Below are 17,708 nucleotides of genomic sequence, written 5' to 3'. Positions count from 1 at the left end.
CCCTAGTCTTCGCCCCGGCGCTGCACCAGCCGCCAGTTGACGATGGAGAAGAGGATGACGACGAGGAAGATGCCCCAGGCCACGGCGGCGCCGTAACCGAAGTCGTTGTTGTCGAAGGTCTGTTGGAAGAAGTACAGGACCATCGTCTGGCCGGAGTGGCCCGGACCGCCCGCGAACGTCGAGTCGTTCGAGGTGTTCTGCAGCAGCACCTGTGGTTCGGAGAAGCTCTGCAGACCGGTGACCGTCGAGATGACGAGCACGAACAGCAGCACCGGGCGCAGCATCGGCAGCGTGATGCGGAAGAACGTCTGCACCGGTCCGGCGCCGTCCATCCGCGCCGCTTCGTAGAGTTCGCCCGGGATGGTCTGCAGACCGGCGAGGAAGATGATCGCGTTGTAGCCGGTCCACTGCCAGGTCATCAGTGTCGCGATGGCGATCTTGATGCCCCACGGGGTGTTCAGCCAGGCGATCTGGTCGAAGCCCACGGCCTGCAACAGGGCGTTCACCAGGCCGAAGTTGGTGGAGAACACCGAGCCGAAGACGATCGCGATGGCCACCACCGAGGTGACGTTCGGCAGGAAGTAGGCGAAGCGGTACACGTTCTTGAAACGGACCGCCGAGTTGAGCATCACCGCGGTGACCATGGCGAGGAAGATCATGGGGAACGTCGCCAGCGCCCAGATGATCAGGGTGTTGCCGATCGAGTTCCAGAAGTCGGTGTCGCTCAGCAGGTACGTGTACTGCGACAGGCCCGCCCACTCCATGGAGCCGAGGCCGTCCCAGCGGTGCAGGGAGAGGTAGAACGAGAACCCGACCGGGATCAGCCCGAAGCAGAGGAACAGCAGATAGAACGGGGAGATCGCGGCATACAGATGCCAGTACTTGCGGAAGCCGCTCCGGGGCCGCGAGGGGGCGGCCGAACTGCCCACGGCGGCAGGGGGCTTGTCCAGTGCGGTGGCCATCAGTGGGTCACCCCCAGGTGGTCCGCGATGCGCCGGCACTTGCTCATGGCGTCACTCCAGGCCTTCTTGGGGTCCTTGCCGAGGACACCGACGTTCTTGATCTCGTCCTTGAGGGGCTGCCCGAGCGCGATGTCGAACGGGCTGTTGTAGGCGACCGTGATCTTCTGCGCGGCCGGCCCGAAGACGTCCATCGTGTCCTGGCCGCCGAAGAACGGGTCCGGAGCACGCAGCGTCTTCAGGTCGTAGGAGGCCGGGGTGGACGGGAACAGGCCCGCGTCGACGAAGCCCTGTGCCTGGTTGGCCGGGTTCAGGACCCAGCTGATGACCGCGAAGGCCTGCTCGGGCTCGCGGCACGCCTTGGTGATCGACAGGAACGAACCGCCGATGTTGGCCGGCCGCACCGGCATCTGGGCAACGCGCCAGTGTCCCTTGGTCTTCGGCACACCGGTCTTGATGTCGCTGGTGGCCCAGGACGCGTTGAGCTGGCTGGGCAGCTTGCCGTCCTGCACGGCGGAGAGCTGGTCCGGTGTACCGCTGACCAGATCCGAGACGATCCCGCGCTGCTTGGTCTCCACCGCCAACGCCCAGGCCTGGCGCACGTGTTCCTGGTCGCCTATGAAGTGCCGGTCCTTGTCGACGTACCGTTTGGAGCCCTGGTTCACCGCGTTCTCGAAGATGCTGTTCACGTCGGTGACGAGGTAGGTCCCGGGGATCCGCTTCCTGAGCTGCTCGCCCGCCGCGAAGAACTTCTCCCAGGTGTTCAACTCCCGTGAGACGTCGGCGGGTTCGTACGGCAGTCCGGCCTTGCGGAACACGGCGTACTGGTAGTAGTGCGCCACGGGTCCGCAGTCGATGGGGAAGCCGACCATCGTGCCGTCGTCGGCGATGCCCTGCTGCCACTTCCAGTCCAGGTACTGGCTCCTGTACTTGTCCGCGCCGAGCGTCCTGAGGTCCACGAACTGGTGGGCGTTGGGCAGATAGGACGCCATGTCCTCGCCCTTGAGGCCGGCGATGTCGGGGATGTGGGCCCGGCCGGCCATCGTGGTGATCAGCTTCGACCGGTAGTAGCCGCCGATCTTGATCGCCTGGAGGTCGACCGAGCTGTCGTAACGCGCCTTGGCGTTTTTGACGACCGTGTCGCCGAGGCCGCCGTCCCAGTACCACAGGACCATGTTCCGGCCGGTGGAACCGGTCGGAACGGCACAGCCGGACGCCAGGCCGCCGAGCGCCGTGGCGGCCGTACCGGCCAGGCCCGCACGGAGCAGGCCTCTTCGTGAGAGCCGCACAGCTCCCACCGCCTTTCGGATCTGTTCGATCTGTTCGGGTCGTGCATACGAAGGGGTGAAGTGGGGGGACTCGCAGGGGAGTTGCAGGGACTTCGGGGAGGGCTACTCCCGTGCGGGGGGAGTGACGGGCGCGTATCTGACGGGCGGGCCGGGGTCCGCCGGGATGCGGTCGGCGAGGAAGCCGTACGTGCGCCGCAGTTCCGGATCGCGGACCGTACGCAGCCAGCGGTCGACGCCGTACCAGCCGGGCGCCGCCGGTGCGCCGCCGTGGTGCTGGACGGACAGGCCGGCGGCGAGCACCGCGAACCGCAGCCGTTCCTCCAGCGGCCAGCCGCCGAGCGAGGCCGTGACGAAGCTCGCGCCGAACACGTCGCCGGCGCCCGTCGCGTCCAGGACGTCGACGGACAGGGCCGGGACCTCCGCGTACTCGCCGGTCGTCTGGTCGACGGCGATCGCCCCGTCGCCGCCCCGCGTGATCACCGCGACCGGCACCAGCTCGGTGAGCGTGCCGAGCGCCGCGACCGCGCTGTCGGTGCGGGTGTAGGCCATCGCCTCGGCCTCGTTGGGGAGGAAGGTGTGGCACAGGGCGAGCTGGTCGAGCAGGTCGCGGGACCACTGCTCGGTGGGGTCCCAGCCGACGTCGGCGTAGATCTGCGTGCCGTTCGCCGAGGCCTTCGCGAGCCATGCGCGCGGCTCGGCCTCCAGGTGCACCAGTGCCGTGCGGGCGTCGGGCGGGTCGCCCATCAGCACGTCCTGGGAGTACGGCGGCTCCTGGCCGTGGGTGACGAGGGCGCGGTCGTCGCCGTAGGCGAGCGAGACGGTGACGGGGGTGTGCCAGCCGTCCGCGGTGCGGGACATCGAGAGGTCGACGCCCTCCTGGCCGGCGAGGATCTCATGGCAGTAGGCGCCGTAGAAGTCGTCGCCGAAGACCGTGGCCAGGGACGTGCGCAGACCGAAGCGGGACGCGGCGACCGCGAGGTTCGCGATGCCGCCCGGGCCGCAGCCCATGCCGCCGGTCCAGATCTCCTCGCCCGGGGTCGGCGGCTGCCGCAGACCGGTGAGGACGAGGTCGTAGAAGAGCAGCCCGGTCAGCAGCACATCGGCCCGGTCGTCGTCCACGCGCAGATCCTCTCGTCGGCACGTCAGGGGAGAGCTCGTCAAAACTCTTCATTTCGGTGACCGGAATCGTGCGCTGTCCGACGAGATTGGTCAATACCCAAGCAGAACTGAGCATAGAAATGATTGAAGATGACGAGTAGTGTTCGCGGCGTGCTGGCAGAACGACGACATCAACTCATCCTGCGGGCCCTGCGCTCCGGTGGCCCCGCGGCCGTGACCGATCTCTCCGAACAGCTGGGTGTGAGCCCGGCCACGATCAGGCGTGATCTGCTCAAACTTGAGGAGGACGGACTCCTCACGCGCGTCCACGGCGGCGCCGTGGCCGACGAGGGCGACCAGCCCTTCGCCGAGGTCGCCGAGGTGCGGGTGGCCGAGAAGGACGCGATAGCGGCACGCGCCGCGGCGATGGTCGCGGACGGCCAGTCGGTCCTCCTCGACATCGGCACCACCGCCTACCGGCTGGCCCGGCAGCTGCACGGCCGCCGGCTCACCGTGATCACCAGCAACCTCGTCGTCTACGAGGAGCTGGCCGACGACGAGGGCATCGAACTGGTGCTGCTCGGCGGGATGGTGCGGCGCGAGTACCGCTCCCTGGTGGGCTTCCTCACCGAGGACAACCTGCGCCAGCTGCACGCCGACTGGCTCTTCCTCGGCACCAGTGGAGTGCGCCCCGGCGGGCAGGTGATGGACACGACGGTCGTCGAGGTGCCGGTCAAACGGGCCATGATCAAGGCCGCCGAGAAGGTCGTCCTGCTCGCGGACGCGCAGAAGTTCCCGGGTACGGGGATGGCGAAGGTGTGCGGTCCCGAGGACCTGGACGCCGTGGTGACGAACGCCCCGGTCGACCCGGCGACACGCTCCTCCCTGGAGGAAGCGGGCGTCGAGGTCGTCGTGGCAGGAAAGGTGAAAGCGTGAAGCTGACGATTCTGGGCGGCGGCGGGTTCCGGGTGCCGCTCGTCTACGGGGCACTCCTCACGGACCGCGGCGAGGGCCGGGTCACCGAGGTGGTGCTGCACGATCTCGACGACGGCCGACTGTATGCGGTCGCCCGTGTACTGGCCGAACAGGCCGCCGCCGTCCCCGACGCGCCCACCGTCACCGCCACCACCGACCTGGACGAGGCGCTGCGCGGCGCCGACTTCGTCTTCTCCGCGATCCGCGTCGGCGGCCTGGAGGGACGGGCCGCCGACGAGCGGGTGGCCCTCGCGCAAGGCGTCCTCGGCCAGGAGACGGTCGGCGCCGGCGGTATCGCCTACGGCCTGCGGACCGTCCCGGTCGCCGTCGACATCGCCCGGCACGTGGCCCGCCTCGCCCCCGATGCCTGGGTCATCAACTTCACCAACCCCGCGGGCCTGGTCACCGAGGCCATGTCCCGCCACCTCGGCGACCGCGTCATCGGCATCTGCGACTCCCCGGTCGGCCTCGGCCGCCGTATCGCCAAGGTGCTCGGCGCGAACCCGCGCGAGGCGTTCATCGACTACGTCGGCCTCAACCACCTCGGCTGGGTCCGCGGCCTGCGCGTCGCCGGCCGCGACGAACTCCCGCGCCTGCTCGCCGACCCTGACCTGCTCGGCTCCTTCGAGGAGGGCAAGCTCTTCGGCACCGACTGGCTCCAGTCGCTCGGCGCCATCCCGAACGAGTACCTGCACTACTACTACTTCAACCGCGAGACCGTCCGCGCCTACACCGAGGTCGAGAAGACCCGCGGCGCGTTCCTCCGCGACCAGCAGGCCCAGTTCTACGACGAGATGAAGCGCCCCGACACCTCCGCGCTCACCGCCTGGGACCGCACCCGCGCCGAGCGCGAGGCGACCTACATGGCGGAGAACCGCGAGACCGCCGGCGCCGGCGAGCGCGACGAGGACGATCTGTCCGGCGGCTACGAGAAGGTCGCCCTCGCCCTCATGCGGGCCATCGCGCGCGACGAGCGCACCACCCTCATCCTCAACGTCCGCAACCAGGGCGCGCTGTCCGTCCTGGACACGGACGCCGTCATCGAGGTGCCGTGCCTGGTCGACGCCAACGGCGCCCACCCGGTCGCGGTCGCCCCGCTGCCCGACCATGCCACCGGCCTGGTCTGCGCGGTCAAGGGCGTCGAGCGCGAGGTCCTCACGGCGGCGGAGAACGGCTCCCGTGCGACGGCGGTGAAGGCCTTCGCCCTGCACCCGCTGGTCGACTCGGTCAACGTCGCACGCCGGCTGGTCGAGGGCTATACCGAGGTCCACCCGGGCCTGGCGTACCTTAAGTAGGCATCCGTACAGTAAGCGCTTTCCCCGAGAGCGTTTCCCCGAGTGCCCCGCGACGGGTTCCCCGCGGCGGGCTCTCGGCAGCTTCCCCCGTTCTCAGCAGCTCCCTGGTTCCCTGGAGACCTCCCATGCACGACGAACGCCGCCGGATCGAGGAGCGCGTCGAGCGCGCCCACAACCAGCGCATCAAGCCCGCGATCTACGCGGCCACCGCGCCCCTCACGGTCGAGGCCTGGCAGGCCCCCGGTGAGCCGGTCTCCTTCGACGAGGCCGCGGCGGCGCCGTACGCGCCGTTCGCCATGGACACCCCGTGGGGTCCGCCCTGGGGCACGACCTGGTTCCGGATGCACGGGCAGGTGCCTGCGGAGTGGGCCGGGAGGCGGGTCGAGGCCGTCATCGACCTCGGCTTCGTCGGCGACTGGCCCGGCAACCAGGCCGAGGCCCTGGTCCACCTGACGGACGGGACACCGCTGAAGGCGGTCAACCCGCTCAACCAGTACGTGGCGATCGCGAACCCGGCCGAGGGCGGCGAGGTGATCGACTACCTGGTCGAGGCGGCCTCCAACCCCGACATCCTCGCCAACGACTTCGCGGAGCCGACCCCGCTCGGCGACGTCCTGACGGCGGGCGACCGTCCGCTGTACACATTCCGACGCGCCGACCTCGCCGTCCTCGACGAGGAGGTCTTCCACCTCGACCTCGACGTCCAGGTGCTGCGCGAACTGATGCTGGAACTGGGCGAGCACGACCCCCGCCGCCACGAGATCATGCACGCCCTGGACCGCGCCATGGACCTGCTCGACCTCGACGACGTCGCCGGTACGGCCGCCGACGTCCGGGCCGCGCTCCGGCCGGTGCTGGCCAAGCCCGCCAACGCCAGCGCGCACATCGTCTCCGGCGTCGGGCACGCGCACATCGACTCGGCGTGGCTGTGGCCGATCCGCGAGACCAAGCGCAAGACGTCCCGCACCTTCTCGAACGTGACGTCCCTGGCGGACGAGTACGAGGACTTCGTCTTCGCCTGCTCGCAGGCCCAGCAGTACGAGTGGGTGCGCGACAACTACCCCCAGGTGTGGGCCCGGATCCAGGAGTCCGTCAAGCGCGGCCAGTGGGCGCCGGTCGGCGGCATGTGGGTCGAGTCCGACGGCAACCTGCCCGGCGGCGAGGCCATCGCCCGCCAACTCGTCCACGGCAAGCGGTTCTTCATCGAGCACTTCGGCATCGAGACCAAGGGCGTCTGGCTGCCCGACTCCTTCGGCTACAACGCGGCCTACCCGCAGCTCGCCAAGCTCGCCGGCAACGAGTGGTTCCTCACCCAGAAGATCTCCTGGAACCAGACCAACACGTTCCCCCACCACACCTTCTGGTGGGAGGGCATCGACGGCACCCGCATCTTCACGCACTTCCCGCCGGTCGACACCTACAACGCCCGCTTCAGCGGCGAGGAGATGTCCCGCGCGGTCCGCAACTACCGGGAGAAGGGCAACGCCACCCGCTCCCTGGCCCCCTTCGGCTGGGGCGACGGCGGCGGCGGCCCCACTCGCGAGATCATGGAACGGGCGCGCAGGCTCGCCGACCTGGAGGGTTCCCCGAAGGTCGTCGTCGAGCATCCCGACGAGTTCTTCGCCAAGGCCCGCGCCGAGTACCCGGACGCCCCCGTCTGGGTCGGCGAGCTGTACCTCGAACTCCACCGCGCCACCTACACCTCCCAGGCCCGCACCAAGCAGGGCAACCGGCGCAGCGAACACCGGCTCCGCGAGGCCGAGTTGTGGGCCACCACGGCCGCGCTGCACGCGCCGGGCTACGCGTACCCGTACGAGAAGCTCGACAAGCTGTGGAAGACGGTGCTGCTGCACCAGTTCCACGACATCCTGCCCGGCTCCTCGATCGCCTGGGTGCACCGCGAGGCCGAGGCCGAATACGCCCGTGTGGCAACGGAGTTGGAGGAGCTGACGACGGCGGCCGTGGCCGCGCTCGGCGGCGGCGGGACCCGTGTCTTCAACACCAGCCCCTTCGACCGCGCCGAGGTCATCCGTACGGCGACCGGTGTGCCGATGTACGCGACGGTCCCGGCGAACGGCAGCGCCCCGCTGGCCGCCGAGTACGTCCCGCAGGCGGTGACCGTCACAGACCGCGTCCTCGACAACGGCATCGTCCGCGTCGAACTCGCCGACGACGGCACCCTCGCCTCCGTGCGCGACCTGCGCCACGGCGGCCGTGAAGTCCTCGCCGACCAGGGCAACCTGCTGCGTCTGCACACCGACCTCCCGAACTACTGGGACGCCTGGGACGTCGACAAGCACTACAAGAACCGCTTCACCGACCTCCTCGACGCCGACTCCATCACCGTCGTCGACCAGGACCCGCTGCTCGGCGCGATCCGGGTGGAACGGTCCTTCGGCAAGGGCTCGAAGATCGTGCAGACGATCACCGTCCGCGCGGGCAGCGCCCGCATCGACTTCGAGACCGACATCGACTGGCACGAGGCCGAGAAGTTCCTCAAGGCGGGCTTCCCGGTGGACATCCGGGCCGCGCACTCCTCCGCCGAGATCCAGTTCGGCCACATCCAGCGGCCGACGCACACCAACACCAGCTGGGAGGCGGCCCGTTTCGAGGTCTCCGGCCACCGCTGGGTGCACCTCGCCGAACCGGGTTACGGCGTCGCCGTCATCAACGACTCCACCTACGGCCACGACGTCTCCCGCACGGTCCGCGAGGACGGCGGTACGACGACCACCGTCCGCCTGAGCCTGGTGCGCGCCCCGCGCATCCCCGACCCCGGGGCCGACCAGGGCAGGCACCGCTTCACGTACGCGCTGCTGCCCGGCGCGAGCATCGAGGACGCCGTCGCCGAGGGCTACGCCCTCAACCTCCCGCTGCGGGTGGCCGATTCGGACGGCGCCCCGGACCCGGTCGTCTCCGTGGACGGCGACGGGATCACCGTCGAGGCGGTCAAGCTCGCCGACGACGAGTCCGGCGACGTCGTCGTCCGCCTCTACGAGTCGAACGGAGGCCGGGCGGAAGGCGTCCTGCGGACGGGCTTCCCGCTCGCGGACGCACGCGTCACCGACCTGCTGGAGCGACCGCTGGCGGACGAGGTCACCGTCGACGGCGACTCCGTGGCCGTGTCCCTGCGGCCGTTCCAGATCCTGACGCTCCGTCTGAAGCGGGCGGGCGCGGGCCGGTAGAACCCCAGGGGGCGGGACCGGTAGTCGCACACCGGTTCCGCCCCCTGGCCGTTCCCGATCCCGGCGGGGGCCGGGAACCGGAGCCGTGCCGGGATCGGGACGGCTCCGGAAGCGGTCCGCGTCTCAGGGGGCGGACCAGTTCCCATGAAGAATTAAGAAAACGGTAAATGGCCAGGTCGGCGGCGCTTTTCGGCCGGTCTCCGCGTGCGGTGTTCGACTCCGCGACACCTGGAGTTCGCCTGCTCCCTCTGGGATCCGGGGGTACGGCGAGAGAAAGGTGTCAGCATGCGAGACCCGCGGATGTCCGCGATCGGCAAGGGACTCAGGCGGCGGGGGAGGCTGATGGCGCAGGCGGTCAGCCCGCCGCGCCGCCACCTGGACGCGCTGCCCGCTCCCCGGCCCGCCGCCGACGGCTACACCGCGCCGCGCGCCCCGCGCCTGGTGGACTCGCCGGTGTTCGTGCTGTCCTCGGTCCGCTCCGGGTCCACCCTGCTGCGGGTCCTGATGAACAGCCACAGCCGGATACGGGCCCCGCACGAGATGCATCTGCGGACCCTGCACGTCCATCTCTCCCGCGAGTTCACCGACGACGCGATGCGGGCGCTCTCGCTCGACAAGGAGGAGCTGGAGCACGTCCTGTGGGACCGCGTGCTTCACCTCGAACTGGAGCGCAGCGGCAAGGACGTCATCGTCGACAAGACCCCGCCCAACACCCTCATGTGGCCGCGCCTGCACCGATGTTGGCCGCACGCCCGGTACATCCTGCTGCTGCGCCACCCCGGCGCGGTCGTCGCCTCGCTGACCGCCCGCCGGGACGACCCCGACCACGAGGCGATCCGCGCCGAGGTCCTGGGCTACGCCGAGAAGCTTGAGGAGGCCCGGCAGCATCTCGACGCCCATGTGATGACGTACGAGGACCTCACCGCCGAACCGGAGAGGGTGACCCGCGGGCTGTGCGCGTACCTCGGTGTCCCCTGGGAGAGCGGCATGCTCGACTACGGCAGCAAGGACCACGGTGCCTACCGGCCCCAGCTCGGCGACTGGAGCAGCACGCTGAAGTCTGGCCGGGTCCAGCCCGCCCGCACCGCCGATCCGGCCGTTGAACTGCCGCCCAGGCTGGCGGAGTTGGCGCGGGCGTGGGGGTACCCGGAAGAGGCACCCCCACGCTGACGCTCAGCCGGTGAAGCCGGCCGTGATGGACGTGAACTGCCAGGTGCTCTGGTTGATGCCGGAGCAGTTGCTGACCACGCCGCCACCGGCGCACGGCCGGTCGCGGTTCACGGCCCAGTAGGCGAGCCGTGCGATGTGGTGCGTGTTGGACCAGTCGCGGATCTGGGTCCAGATCGCCGGAGTGGTGTTCTCCTGCTGGTCGCTGAGACCGTTCATGCCGGAGATCCCGATGTGCGCGTAGGCCGTCGCGTCGTCCCACCCGAAGGTGGACTTCAGCTTGGTCTTCAGGCCCTCGGCCGCGGCGACCGTGTTGCCGTACATGTCGGAGCCGCCACCGAAGTCGAACGGCATGATGGTGAAGACGTCGATGCCGGCGTTGAGTGACTGCGCCTGCTCGATGAGCCGGTTGCCGTAGGACGTCGGGCCGGTCGTCGAGGTGCCGAAGGTGACGATCGTGCGCAGGCCCGGGTTGTTGGCCTTGACGGTCTTCAGCGCGGTCAGGATCTTCGCCTGCACGGCCTCGTTCTCGAACTCGTCCGTGTTCTCGATGTCCATGTCGATGGCCTTGAGGCCGTAGGCGCTGATCACCTTCTGCAGGGCCCCGGCGAGCGCGCTCGCGGAGGAGCAGTTGGCGCCGAGCTTGCTGCCCTGCCAGCCGCCGAAGGACGGCACGACGTCACCGCCGGCCGCGCGGATCTGGTTGATCGCGGTCTGGTCGACCCCACCGGTCAGCGGTCGGCTGCCGTCCCAACTCGGGTTGCAGCCACCGGAGTCGAGCACGAACGCCATCGTGAACCACTTGACGCCGGTCGCGCTCATCACCGTGCTCGGGGCCGGCGGATCGCCCCAGCCCTCGTAGAGATACGGCGCGGCCTGGGTGAACTTGGTGCCGCCGCCGGTGTCGGCGCTCGTCGTGACGCTCACCGCGTTCGAGGCCGGCGAGGTGTTCCCGGCAGCGTCCCGCGCCTTCACGGTGAACGTGTAGGCGGTACTGGCCGAGAGCCCGCCGACCGTCCCGCTGGTGCCGGAGACGCTGAGGACCTGGTTCGCGCCGCTGTAGACGTCGTACGACGTGACACCCACGTTGTCCGTCGCGGCGCCCCAGGAGAGCGACACGCTGGAGGAGGTCTTGCCGGTCGAGGTCAGGCCGGTCGGCGCGGTCGGGGCCTGGGTGTCGCCACCGCCGCCACCGCCCGGACCGTCGAGGCTGATGTCGTCCGCGTAGTAGGTGCCCTGCGCGTACCAGCCGTGCACGTAGATGGTGGCGCTGGTCTGCGAGGCGCCGGTGGTGAAGGACGTCGTCAGCTGGCTGTACGCCGACGGGGACGAGGTCCACGTCGAGGAACCGCCGTTGACACCGAGGTAGACATAACTGCCGCGCACCCAGCCGCTGAGCGAGTACACCGTGTTCGGCTGCACGGAGACCGTCTGGGAGCACTGTGCGGTGTCGCTCGAACTCACCGCACCGGCAAGGGACTTGGAACCTCCGTGCACGGGCGAGGAGACGACCGAGCCGAGGTTTCCGGAGCAGGACCAGGGGGAGAGGCTGCCCGACTCGAAGCCGGGGTTGGTCAGGACGTTGGCCGCCTGCGCGGTACCGGGCAGCGCGATGGCCCCGGCCATGGCCAGGGCGGCGGTGCCGAGCAGGGCGAGGAGCCGGTGTCTGGAACGTCTGAGTCTGTTGCGCACGCGATCTCCCTGAAGGAATGGGGGTTCGGGAGGACAGGAGGGTGCGCAACCAAGTTGGTATGGACCAATCACGGTGTCAAGATGCGACGCCATGATTGGTCCATACCGGTGTGAAGGTGCGGGGAGGGGCAGAAGTCAGGCGCGGGCGGCGGCCCGGCTGCCCGCCTCCGAGGTCTCCGTCGCCGGCTCCACCTCGCTCCGCACCGGTGCGGGCGCCGCCGGGAGCAGCGGCTCCGACTCCTCCGCACGCTGGTGCGGGAGCGACACCGGACGCAGCTGACGCGGGCCCGAGACGACCGCGTAGTCGGCGCCCAGGAACGGCGGCTCCATCGTGCCCGGGTCCTCACCGAGCGCCAACTGCACAGCCGCCCAAGGGGCGTTGACCCCGCACAGCGACAGCTGGTGCAGACCGCCGGCCGGGCGGGTGTTGACGTCCATCAGCACCGGCTGGTCGCCGAGCATGCGGAACTGGATGTTGGACAGGTAGTGCAGTCCGAAGCCCTCCGCGATCCGGCGGGCCGGCTCCAGCCACTGCTCGTGCAGGGTGAAACCGCGACGGCGGCCGTTCTTCGTGCGGCCCACCGCGAGCCGGACCAGGTTGTCGGGGCCGGTCAGACAGTCCACCGACACCTCCGGCTCCTCCAGCCGCGGCATGACCAGCCAGTCGACCTGCTCGTCGGCCTGCTCCAGCGCCCCGACGACCGTGTCGAGCGGGACGTAGGGGCTCGGGAAGCCGTTGAGGTGCATGAGCGAGAAGGGGGCGCGCGTGATCACCCGGAAGCCCACCCCGCCCGCGCCGGACGCCGGCTTGAAGCACGCCTTGTGGCCGGCGGCCTCCAACTCCTCGACGGCGGCGACGAGTTCAGGGGCGGTACGGACGCGCCACCACGGCGGTACGGGCACGCCGATCGCCTGGACGGCCTCGTACGCGATCACCTTGTCGTGGAAGACGGCGACGGCCTCGGGGGTCGGCGCGAGCAGGGCCGTGCCCACCGCCTCGAAGTCCGCGCGGTGCGCCACGATCTCCGACTGGTGCAGCCGGGGCACGAACACGTCGATACCGCGACGGGCGCACTGGTCGAGCGCGAACTCGACGTACGCGGCCGGGGAGAGGCCCTCGGGCTCCAGGTCGGCGGTGTCGGCGGCGGCCAGCACGGGGGAGTCCGCGTCGCCGTGCGTGGCATGGATCTCGACGGCCCGATCGCTGGGATTTCTCCGCAGCTGATCCATGAAGAACACGTTCTCCGCGTACGTGCGGTTGAGCCAGACGCGTACGCGAGAGACCATGCAGGGCCGTCCTTTCGGGTTCGCGGGCACGGCGGAGCAGGGCCGTGCCCGGCCAGGGTGTTGGGAGGTACACCAAACCGCCCTCGGCGAAGAGGCGTTCGTGGCGGTGGTGTTGGGGCGATCATACGGCTTGCGAAGGGTGCCGCGTGCAACGCCCGTGTTACGGATTTCCCGATGGTGCCCAGCCGGCACATGAACTCCCGTCGCGGCAGCGCCCGACCTTGCCCGTTCCCGCTCGCCCGCCGTGCGGACGGCACCTCGTGCCGCCTGCCGTCTTGTCGCGGAACGGCCCGATGTGATCTCTTAGGCTGCATCGTGCGCGTGGAAGGGGCGAGGGTGGAGTCGACGGCCGGCGGTGCCGGACAGCTGCTGGCCATCAGCGACCTGCACATCGGGTACGCCGAGAACCGCGCCCTGGTCGAGAACATGCGGCCCGTCACGGACGACGACTGGCTCATCGTGGCCGGTGACATCGCCGAGACCGTGGCCGACATCCGCTGGGTCCTCGAACTCCTCGCCGGCCGCTTCCGCAAGGTCCTCTGGGCCCCCGGCAACCACGAACTGTGGACCCACCCCAAGGACCCCGTCACCCTGCGCGGCGTCGCCCGCTACGACCATCTCGTCGCCCTGTGCCGGGAGTTGGGGGTCGTCACCCCCGAGGACCCCTACCCCGTCTGGGAGGGCGCGGGCGGCCCGGTCGTCGTGGCCCCGCTCTTCCTGCTCTACGACTACTCGTTCCTCCCGGCGGGCTGCGCCACCAAGGACGAGGGACTGACGTACGCGCACGGCACCGGCATCGTCTGCAACGACGAGTTCCTGCTGCACCCCGATCCCTACCCCAGCCGCGAGGCCTGGTGCCGAGCCCGGGTCGCCGAGACCGAACGCCGGCTCAGCGAGATCCCCGACACCCTCCCCACGGTCCTGATCAACCACTACCCGCTGGACCGGCACCCCACCGAGGTCCTCTGGTACCCCGAGTTCGCCATGTGGTGCGGCACCACCCTCACCGCCGACTGGCACCGCAGATTCCGCGTGGACACCATGGTCTACGGCCACCTCCACATCCCGCGGACCACCCATCACGAGGGGGTCCGCTTCGAGGAGGTGTCCGTGGGATACCCCCGCGAGTGGCAGAAACGCCCCGGACCCCCGGGCCGACTGCGCCGCATCCTGCCGATGGAGGTCGGAACCGGTGATCGAGGAACTGCTTCCGGACTCCGTGGTGACCGTGGAGACACACGGTGACGAAGAGTTCCGCGACGCCCCGCTGTACCCCGAGGAAGAGGCCCGTGTGGCGCGCGCGGTGCCCAAGCGCCGCCACGAGTTCGCGACCGTACGCGCCTGTGCCCGGCGTGCCATGGAGAAGCTCGGCGTGCCCCCGCAGCCGATCCTGCCCGGCGCGCACGGCGCACCGACCTGGCCCGCCGGGATCATCGGCAGCATGACCCACTGCGACGGCTACCGCGCCGCCGCACTGGCCCGCGCCGGCGACCTCGCCTCCCTCGGCATCGACGCCGAACCCCACGCCGCGCTCCCGGACGGCATCCTCCCGACCGTCTCCCTGCCCGCCGAACAGGAGCGCCTGGCACGCCTGACGGCGCGGCGGCCGGGCGTGCACTGGGACCGGCTCCTGTTCAGCGCCAAGGAGTCCGTCTACAAGGCGTGGTTCCCCCTCACGGGCAAGTGGCTCGACTTCTCCGAGGCCGACATCGAGGTCCTCACCGATCCGGGCGAGGAAGCACGCGGCGGTCTGCGCGCCCGCCTCCTGGTCCCCGGCCCGGTCGTCGACGGCGTACGGCTCGACGTCTTCGAGGGCCGCTGGATCGTCGGCCGCGGACTCGTCGCCACGGCGATCACGGTCCCGCACCGGTGAACGGCCCGGCCGCTCCCCGCCCCTGACGCACCGCCCCTCGGCTCACCCCTCCGGACACCAGCTCTCCAGCAGCCGGAAGAACCCCTCCTCGTTGCCCGCGAGGCCCGCGTCCGTCAGGGCCTGGTCCGCCTCGGCCAGCACCGAGGGCGGCACCAGCACCGGGCGTGCGCCGGGAGGCGCGTCGAAGGCTGCTCGGACCGTGTGCAGCAGCCGGAGATACGCCTGGACGGCGGCGCGTTCGCGGTCGGTCATCACTGCGGTCTGCATAGGACGGCTCTCCCCTGGTCGGCATCGCGTGCCTCCGCAGAGCGGTGGCACGACTCCAGCTTGCCGGGTGCCACTGACAATCCGGTTCCGGCGGGCGCCGGTTCGCCCGCTTAGCGGAGGCGAAACGTCCCCGAAACCCCCGGTGGAACAGCGGCCCTACGCTGGAGGGAAGGGCTTTCGGCGCCCGCGTGCGGGCGGATCGACAGGAGGCGAGTGCGTGGAGGACGTCCCGGTACGGCGCCCGGCGCGCGCCGCACGACTGCGCTCGGTGGGCGCCGCGGAACTCGCCCTGCGCTACCGCGTCGTGCACGGATACCGCCGCGCCTTCCGCATGGCCGGCAAGGGCCCCGTCCTGGTCCTCATCCACGGCATCGGCGACTCGTCGGCGACCTGGACCGACCTGATCCCCGACCTCGCCCGCACCCACACGGTCATCGCCCCCGACCTCCTCGGCCACGGCGCCTCCGACAAACCGCGCGCCGACTACTCGGTCGCCGCCTACGCCAACGGCGTCCGCGATCTGCTCACCACCCTCGGCATCGAGTCCGCGACCCTGCTCGGACACTCGCTGGGCGGGGGAGTGGCCATGCAGTTCGCCTACCAGTTCCCCGAGCGCACCGAACGCCTCGTCCTCGTCAGCGCGGGCGGCGTGGGCCGCGAGGTCAACCCGGTGCTGCGGCTCGTCACGCTCCCGGGCGCCCATCTCGCCCTGTCCGCGCTGCGACTGCCCGGCATGCGGCTCCACGTCGGCCTCACCGTCGGCCTGCTGAAGCTCCTCGACACCGACCTCGGCCGGGACGCCCCCGAACTCCTCACCCTCGTCGACGCGTTGCCCGACGAGACCGCCCGCAACGCGTTCATCCGCACCCTGCGCGCGGTCGTCGACTGGCGGGGCCAGGTGGTGACGATGCTCGACCGCTGCTACCTCACCGAGGGCATGCCGACCATGCTGCTGTGGGGCGACCGGGACAGCGTGGTGCCGGTACGGCACGCGCACGGCGCCCACGCGGCCATGCCCGGCAGCCGGCTGGAGATCTTCGAGGGCGCGGGCCACTTCCCGTTCCACGCCGACCCGGCCCGATTCCTCGGCCTGGTACGGGAGTTCACCGCCACCACCAGCCCTGCCCACTGGAGCCGCGAGCACTGGCGCGACCTGCTGCGCGAGGGACGCCCGGGTGTCACGGCCGAGGGCGAAGCGAGGGAACGGGACCTGCGGGAGGCGAGCGAGCGCAGCGCCACCTGACGGCGGACCGGTCCTGCGGCCGACCGGTCCGACGGCGGGCCGGTGCGCAGGACCGGGCGTCACGGCGTCGGGGTCGGTGCGCCGACGAGCCGTCAGCTACTGTCCGCGCGGCCCCGGATACCCGAGCGACGCCTCGATCCGCCCCGCCAGATGGTCATGCCGGGAGGGCTCCCGCAGGGACGAACCGGCCAGCCACGTACGGCACTTGCTGGCGAGCAGCAGGCCGAAGCTCTCGGCCTCCCGCTCCTCGGCCAGCTCGAACCGGCTGCGGGCGGCCACCGTGAGGACGGTCGCGCGCAGCGCCGCCTCGTCGACGGTCGCGCCGAGCAGCCGGGAGGCCACCCGGACACCCTCCACGTGCGGGCCGCAGTGACCGGCCGTCATGTGCCACAGCTCATGGCCCAGGATCACCAACTGGTGGTCGGGCGCGGTGCGTTCCTCGATCACGACGAGATCCTGGTCCGCCAGGTCGAGCCACAGCCCGCTCGCCGTGCAGGCCGGGAAGGCGGCCGTGCGGAACTGCACCGGGCGGCCCCGGCGACGGCTCATCGCGTCGCACAGCGCGGTGTACAGGTCGTGCGGGCGGGCGGGCGCGCCGAGGCTCAGCTCCGCGACCAGCTCGGCGCACAGGCGGCGCATCTGCCTGCCGATGCCGACAGTTCTCCCGCGGGTCACGACTCGGGCCGCTTCACGCTCTCCAAAAGCATGTCCAGCCACTCGGCGACCTTGTCGCGGTGCTGGTCGGTGGGCAACTGCGCGGCCCGCCAGGCGATTCCGCGCACTCCGTGATCCTGGAGCAGCCGCTCCAGCGGGTCCTCCGCCGCCTCGGCCGCCGCGCGTTCGCGGTCGGCGAGCTTCTGCAGCAGCTCCTGCTCGGTGCGCTGGAGGGCACCCGCGAGGGCTTCGGGGTCCTCGGCCGTGAGGAACCCGGCGTGCACCCGGAAGAAGCGCTGGAGCGCGTCGCAGTGCTCCATGGTGGGACGCCGGTCGCCGTTGATGAGCGCGCCCGCCTGCTGCCGGGACATGCCCGCGCCGTCGGCGATCTCCTGCTGGGTGTACCTGCGCCCGTTGGGCTTGAGTCTGGTGCGGCGCAGCAGCCCGAGACGCTGCAGGAACCGGGCCTGCACGTCGGGTTCGCCCGCGGGACGCCCGCTCAGCAGGGCTCTGACCACGGACTCCGGGACACCGCAGGCGACGGAGATCCGGCCGATGTGGAAGACCTCGGACCGGGGGACGTCGAGCCGTTCGGCGAGCGCGGTGACGCGGTCGACGACGCCGGGCAGCAGAGCGGTCGCCGTCGTGCCCGGTACCTCGAAGCCATCCGACACCGACAGATCTCCTATACGTATTCCACAGGCTTCTCACAAACGGGGGCCGT

General features: G+C 70.6%; 15 protein-coding genes. 7 read left to right on the top strand and 8 right to left on the bottom strand.

What is annotated here, in order from left to right; genetic code table 11:
* Positions 1-2: 2 nt before the first annotated feature.
* The 3 genes from ACIPTO_RS01590 to ACIPTO_RS01580 all read right to left on the bottom strand — a co-directional run bounded on the left by ACIPTO_RS01590 (position 3) and on the right by ACIPTO_RS01580 (position 3,367).
* Positions 3-962, bottom strand: a complete 960-nt coding sequence (locus ACIPTO_RS01590) for a carbohydrate ABC transporter permease (protein ID WP_401188480.1) — start codon at positions 960-962, stop codon at positions 3-5.
* A complete protein-coding gene (locus ACIPTO_RS01585; protein ID WP_401188478.1) occupies positions 962-2,248 on the bottom strand; it encodes an ABC transporter substrate-binding protein in 1,287 nt (428 codons plus the stop codon). Before ACIPTO_RS01585 ends, ACIPTO_RS01590 begins: the two co-directional genes overlap by 1 nt.
* A gap of 102 nt (positions 2,249-2,350) precedes the next feature.
* Positions 2,351-3,367 carry a carbohydrate kinase family protein gene (locus tag ACIPTO_RS01580; protein ID WP_366311303.1) on the bottom strand — a complete coding sequence of 339 codons (1,017 nt, stop codon included), beginning with the start codon at positions 3,365-3,367 and terminating at the stop codon, positions 2,351-2,353.
* Between the two features lie 150 nt (positions 3,368-3,517).
* Between ACIPTO_RS01580 and ACIPTO_RS01575 the strand changes: the two genes are divergently transcribed.
* The 4 genes from ACIPTO_RS01575 (at position 3,518) to ACIPTO_RS01560 (ending at position 9,971) form a co-directional block, all read left to right on the top strand.
* Positions 3,518-4,282: a DeoR/GlpR family DNA-binding transcription regulator gene (locus tag ACIPTO_RS01575; RefSeq protein ID WP_266774229.1), complete on the top strand. Its 765-nt coding sequence runs from the start codon at positions 3,518-3,520 to the stop codon at positions 4,280-4,282.
* Positions 4,279-5,616, top strand: coding sequence for a 6-phospho-beta-glucosidase (locus tag ACIPTO_RS01570; protein ID WP_401188474.1), 1,338 nt, complete (start codon positions 4,279-4,281; stop codon positions 5,614-5,616). Before ACIPTO_RS01575 ends, ACIPTO_RS01570 begins: the two co-directional genes overlap by 4 nt.
* Positions 5,617-5,741: 125 nt before the next feature.
* Positions 5,742-8,801: an alpha-mannosidase gene (locus ACIPTO_RS01565; RefSeq protein ID WP_401188471.1), complete on the top strand. Its 3,060-nt coding sequence runs from the start codon at positions 5,742-5,744 to the stop codon at positions 8,799-8,801.
* A gap of 285 nt (positions 8,802-9,086) precedes the next feature.
* Entirely contained in the window at positions 9,087-9,971 is an 885-nt protein-coding gene (locus ACIPTO_RS01560; protein ID WP_366311296.1) for a sulfotransferase, read from the top strand.
* Between the two features lie 3 nt (positions 9,972-9,974).
* Here the strand turns inward: ACIPTO_RS01560 and ACIPTO_RS01555 are convergent, their stop codons facing one another.
* Positions 9,975-11,660, bottom strand: a complete 1,686-nt coding sequence (locus tag ACIPTO_RS01555; protein ID WP_366311294.1) for a carbohydrate binding domain-containing protein — start codon at positions 11,658-11,660, stop codon at positions 9,975-9,977.
* Positions 11,661-11,795: 135 nt separating this feature from the next.
* The gene (locus tag ACIPTO_RS01550) at positions 11,796-12,947 is read right to left on the bottom strand and encodes an ATP-grasp domain-containing protein (protein ID WP_366311292.1); all 1,152 of its coding nucleotides are present in this window, start codon (positions 12,945-12,947) and stop codon (positions 11,796-11,798) included.
* Between the two features lie 336 nt (positions 12,948-13,283).
* Between ACIPTO_RS01550 and ACIPTO_RS01545 the strand changes: the two genes are divergently transcribed.
* Positions 13,284-14,192, top strand: coding sequence for a metallophosphoesterase (locus tag ACIPTO_RS01545; protein ID WP_366311290.1), 909 nt, complete (start codon positions 13,284-13,286; stop codon positions 14,190-14,192).
* Positions 14,140-14,820, top strand: a complete 681-nt coding sequence (locus ACIPTO_RS01540; protein WP_401188467.1) for a 4'-phosphopantetheinyl transferase — start codon at positions 14,140-14,142, stop codon at positions 14,818-14,820. The genes ACIPTO_RS01545 and ACIPTO_RS01540 overlap by 53 nt, the downstream gene beginning before the upstream one ends.
* Positions 14,821-14,862: 42 nt before the next feature.
* On the opposite strand, the gene ACIPTO_RS01535 is transcribed toward ACIPTO_RS01540, so the two are convergent.
* Positions 14,863-15,087: a hypothetical protein gene (locus ACIPTO_RS01535; protein ID WP_328827392.1), complete on the bottom strand. Its 225-nt coding sequence runs from the start codon at positions 15,085-15,087 to the stop codon at positions 14,863-14,865.
* A gap of 217 nt (positions 15,088-15,304) precedes the next feature.
* Between ACIPTO_RS01535 and ACIPTO_RS01530 the strand changes: the two genes are divergently transcribed.
* Positions 15,305-16,330 (top strand): alpha/beta fold hydrolase, encoded by a 1,026-nt coding sequence (locus ACIPTO_RS01530; protein WP_366311285.1) that lies wholly within the window; start codon positions 15,305-15,307, stop codon positions 16,328-16,330.
* Between the two features lie 96 nt (positions 16,331-16,426).
* On the opposite strand, the gene ACIPTO_RS01525 is transcribed toward ACIPTO_RS01530, so the two are convergent.
* Complete coding sequence (locus ACIPTO_RS01525; protein ID WP_366312716.1) at positions 16,427-16,969, bottom strand: toxin-antitoxin system, toxin component; 543 nt, start codon at positions 16,967-16,969, stop codon at positions 16,427-16,429.
* Between the two features lie 32 nt (positions 16,970-17,001).
* Positions 17,002-17,658: a helix-turn-helix transcriptional regulator gene (locus ACIPTO_RS01520; RefSeq protein WP_366311283.1), complete on the bottom strand. Its 657-nt coding sequence runs from the start codon at positions 17,656-17,658 to the stop codon at positions 17,002-17,004.
* Positions 17,659-17,708 lie beyond the last annotated feature (50 nt).

It is taken from the genome of Streptomyces sp. NPDC090083 (assembly GCF_044747445.1).
In the GTDB taxonomy this organism is placed as follows: domain Bacteria; phylum Actinomycetota; class Actinomycetes; order Streptomycetales; family Streptomycetaceae; genus Streptomyces.
Note: the sequence above shows the minus strand (reverse complement) of the source record. Positions and strands in the feature narration are given on the sequence as shown.

What these genes read in the sequence shown, in the direction of transcription:
- ACIPTO_RS01590 (WP_401188480.1), bottom strand. Translation starts at nt 962, where the DNA reads ATGGCCACCGCACTGGACAAGCCCCCTGCCGCCGTGGGCAGTTCGGCC.
- ACIPTO_RS01565 (WP_401188471.1), top strand. Translation starts at nt 5,742, where the DNA reads ATGCACGACGAACGCCGCCGGATCGAGGAGCGCGTCGAGCGCGCCCAC.
- ACIPTO_RS01560 (WP_366311296.1), top strand. Translation starts at nt 9,087, where the DNA reads ATGCGAGACCCGCGGATGTCCGCGATCGGCAAGGGACTCAGGCGGCGG.
- ACIPTO_RS01550 (WP_366311292.1), bottom strand. Translation starts at nt 12,947, where the DNA reads ATGGTCTCTCGCGTACGCGTCTGGCTCAACCGCACGTACGCGGAGAAC.
- ACIPTO_RS01535 (WP_328827392.1), bottom strand. Translation starts at nt 15,087, where the DNA reads ATGCAGACCGCAGTGATGACCGACCGCGAACGCGCCGCCGTCCAGGCG.
- ACIPTO_RS01525 (WP_366312716.1), bottom strand. Translation starts at nt 16,969, where the DNA reads ATGCGCCGCCTGTGCGCCGAGCTGGTCGCGGAGCTGAGCCTCGGCGCG.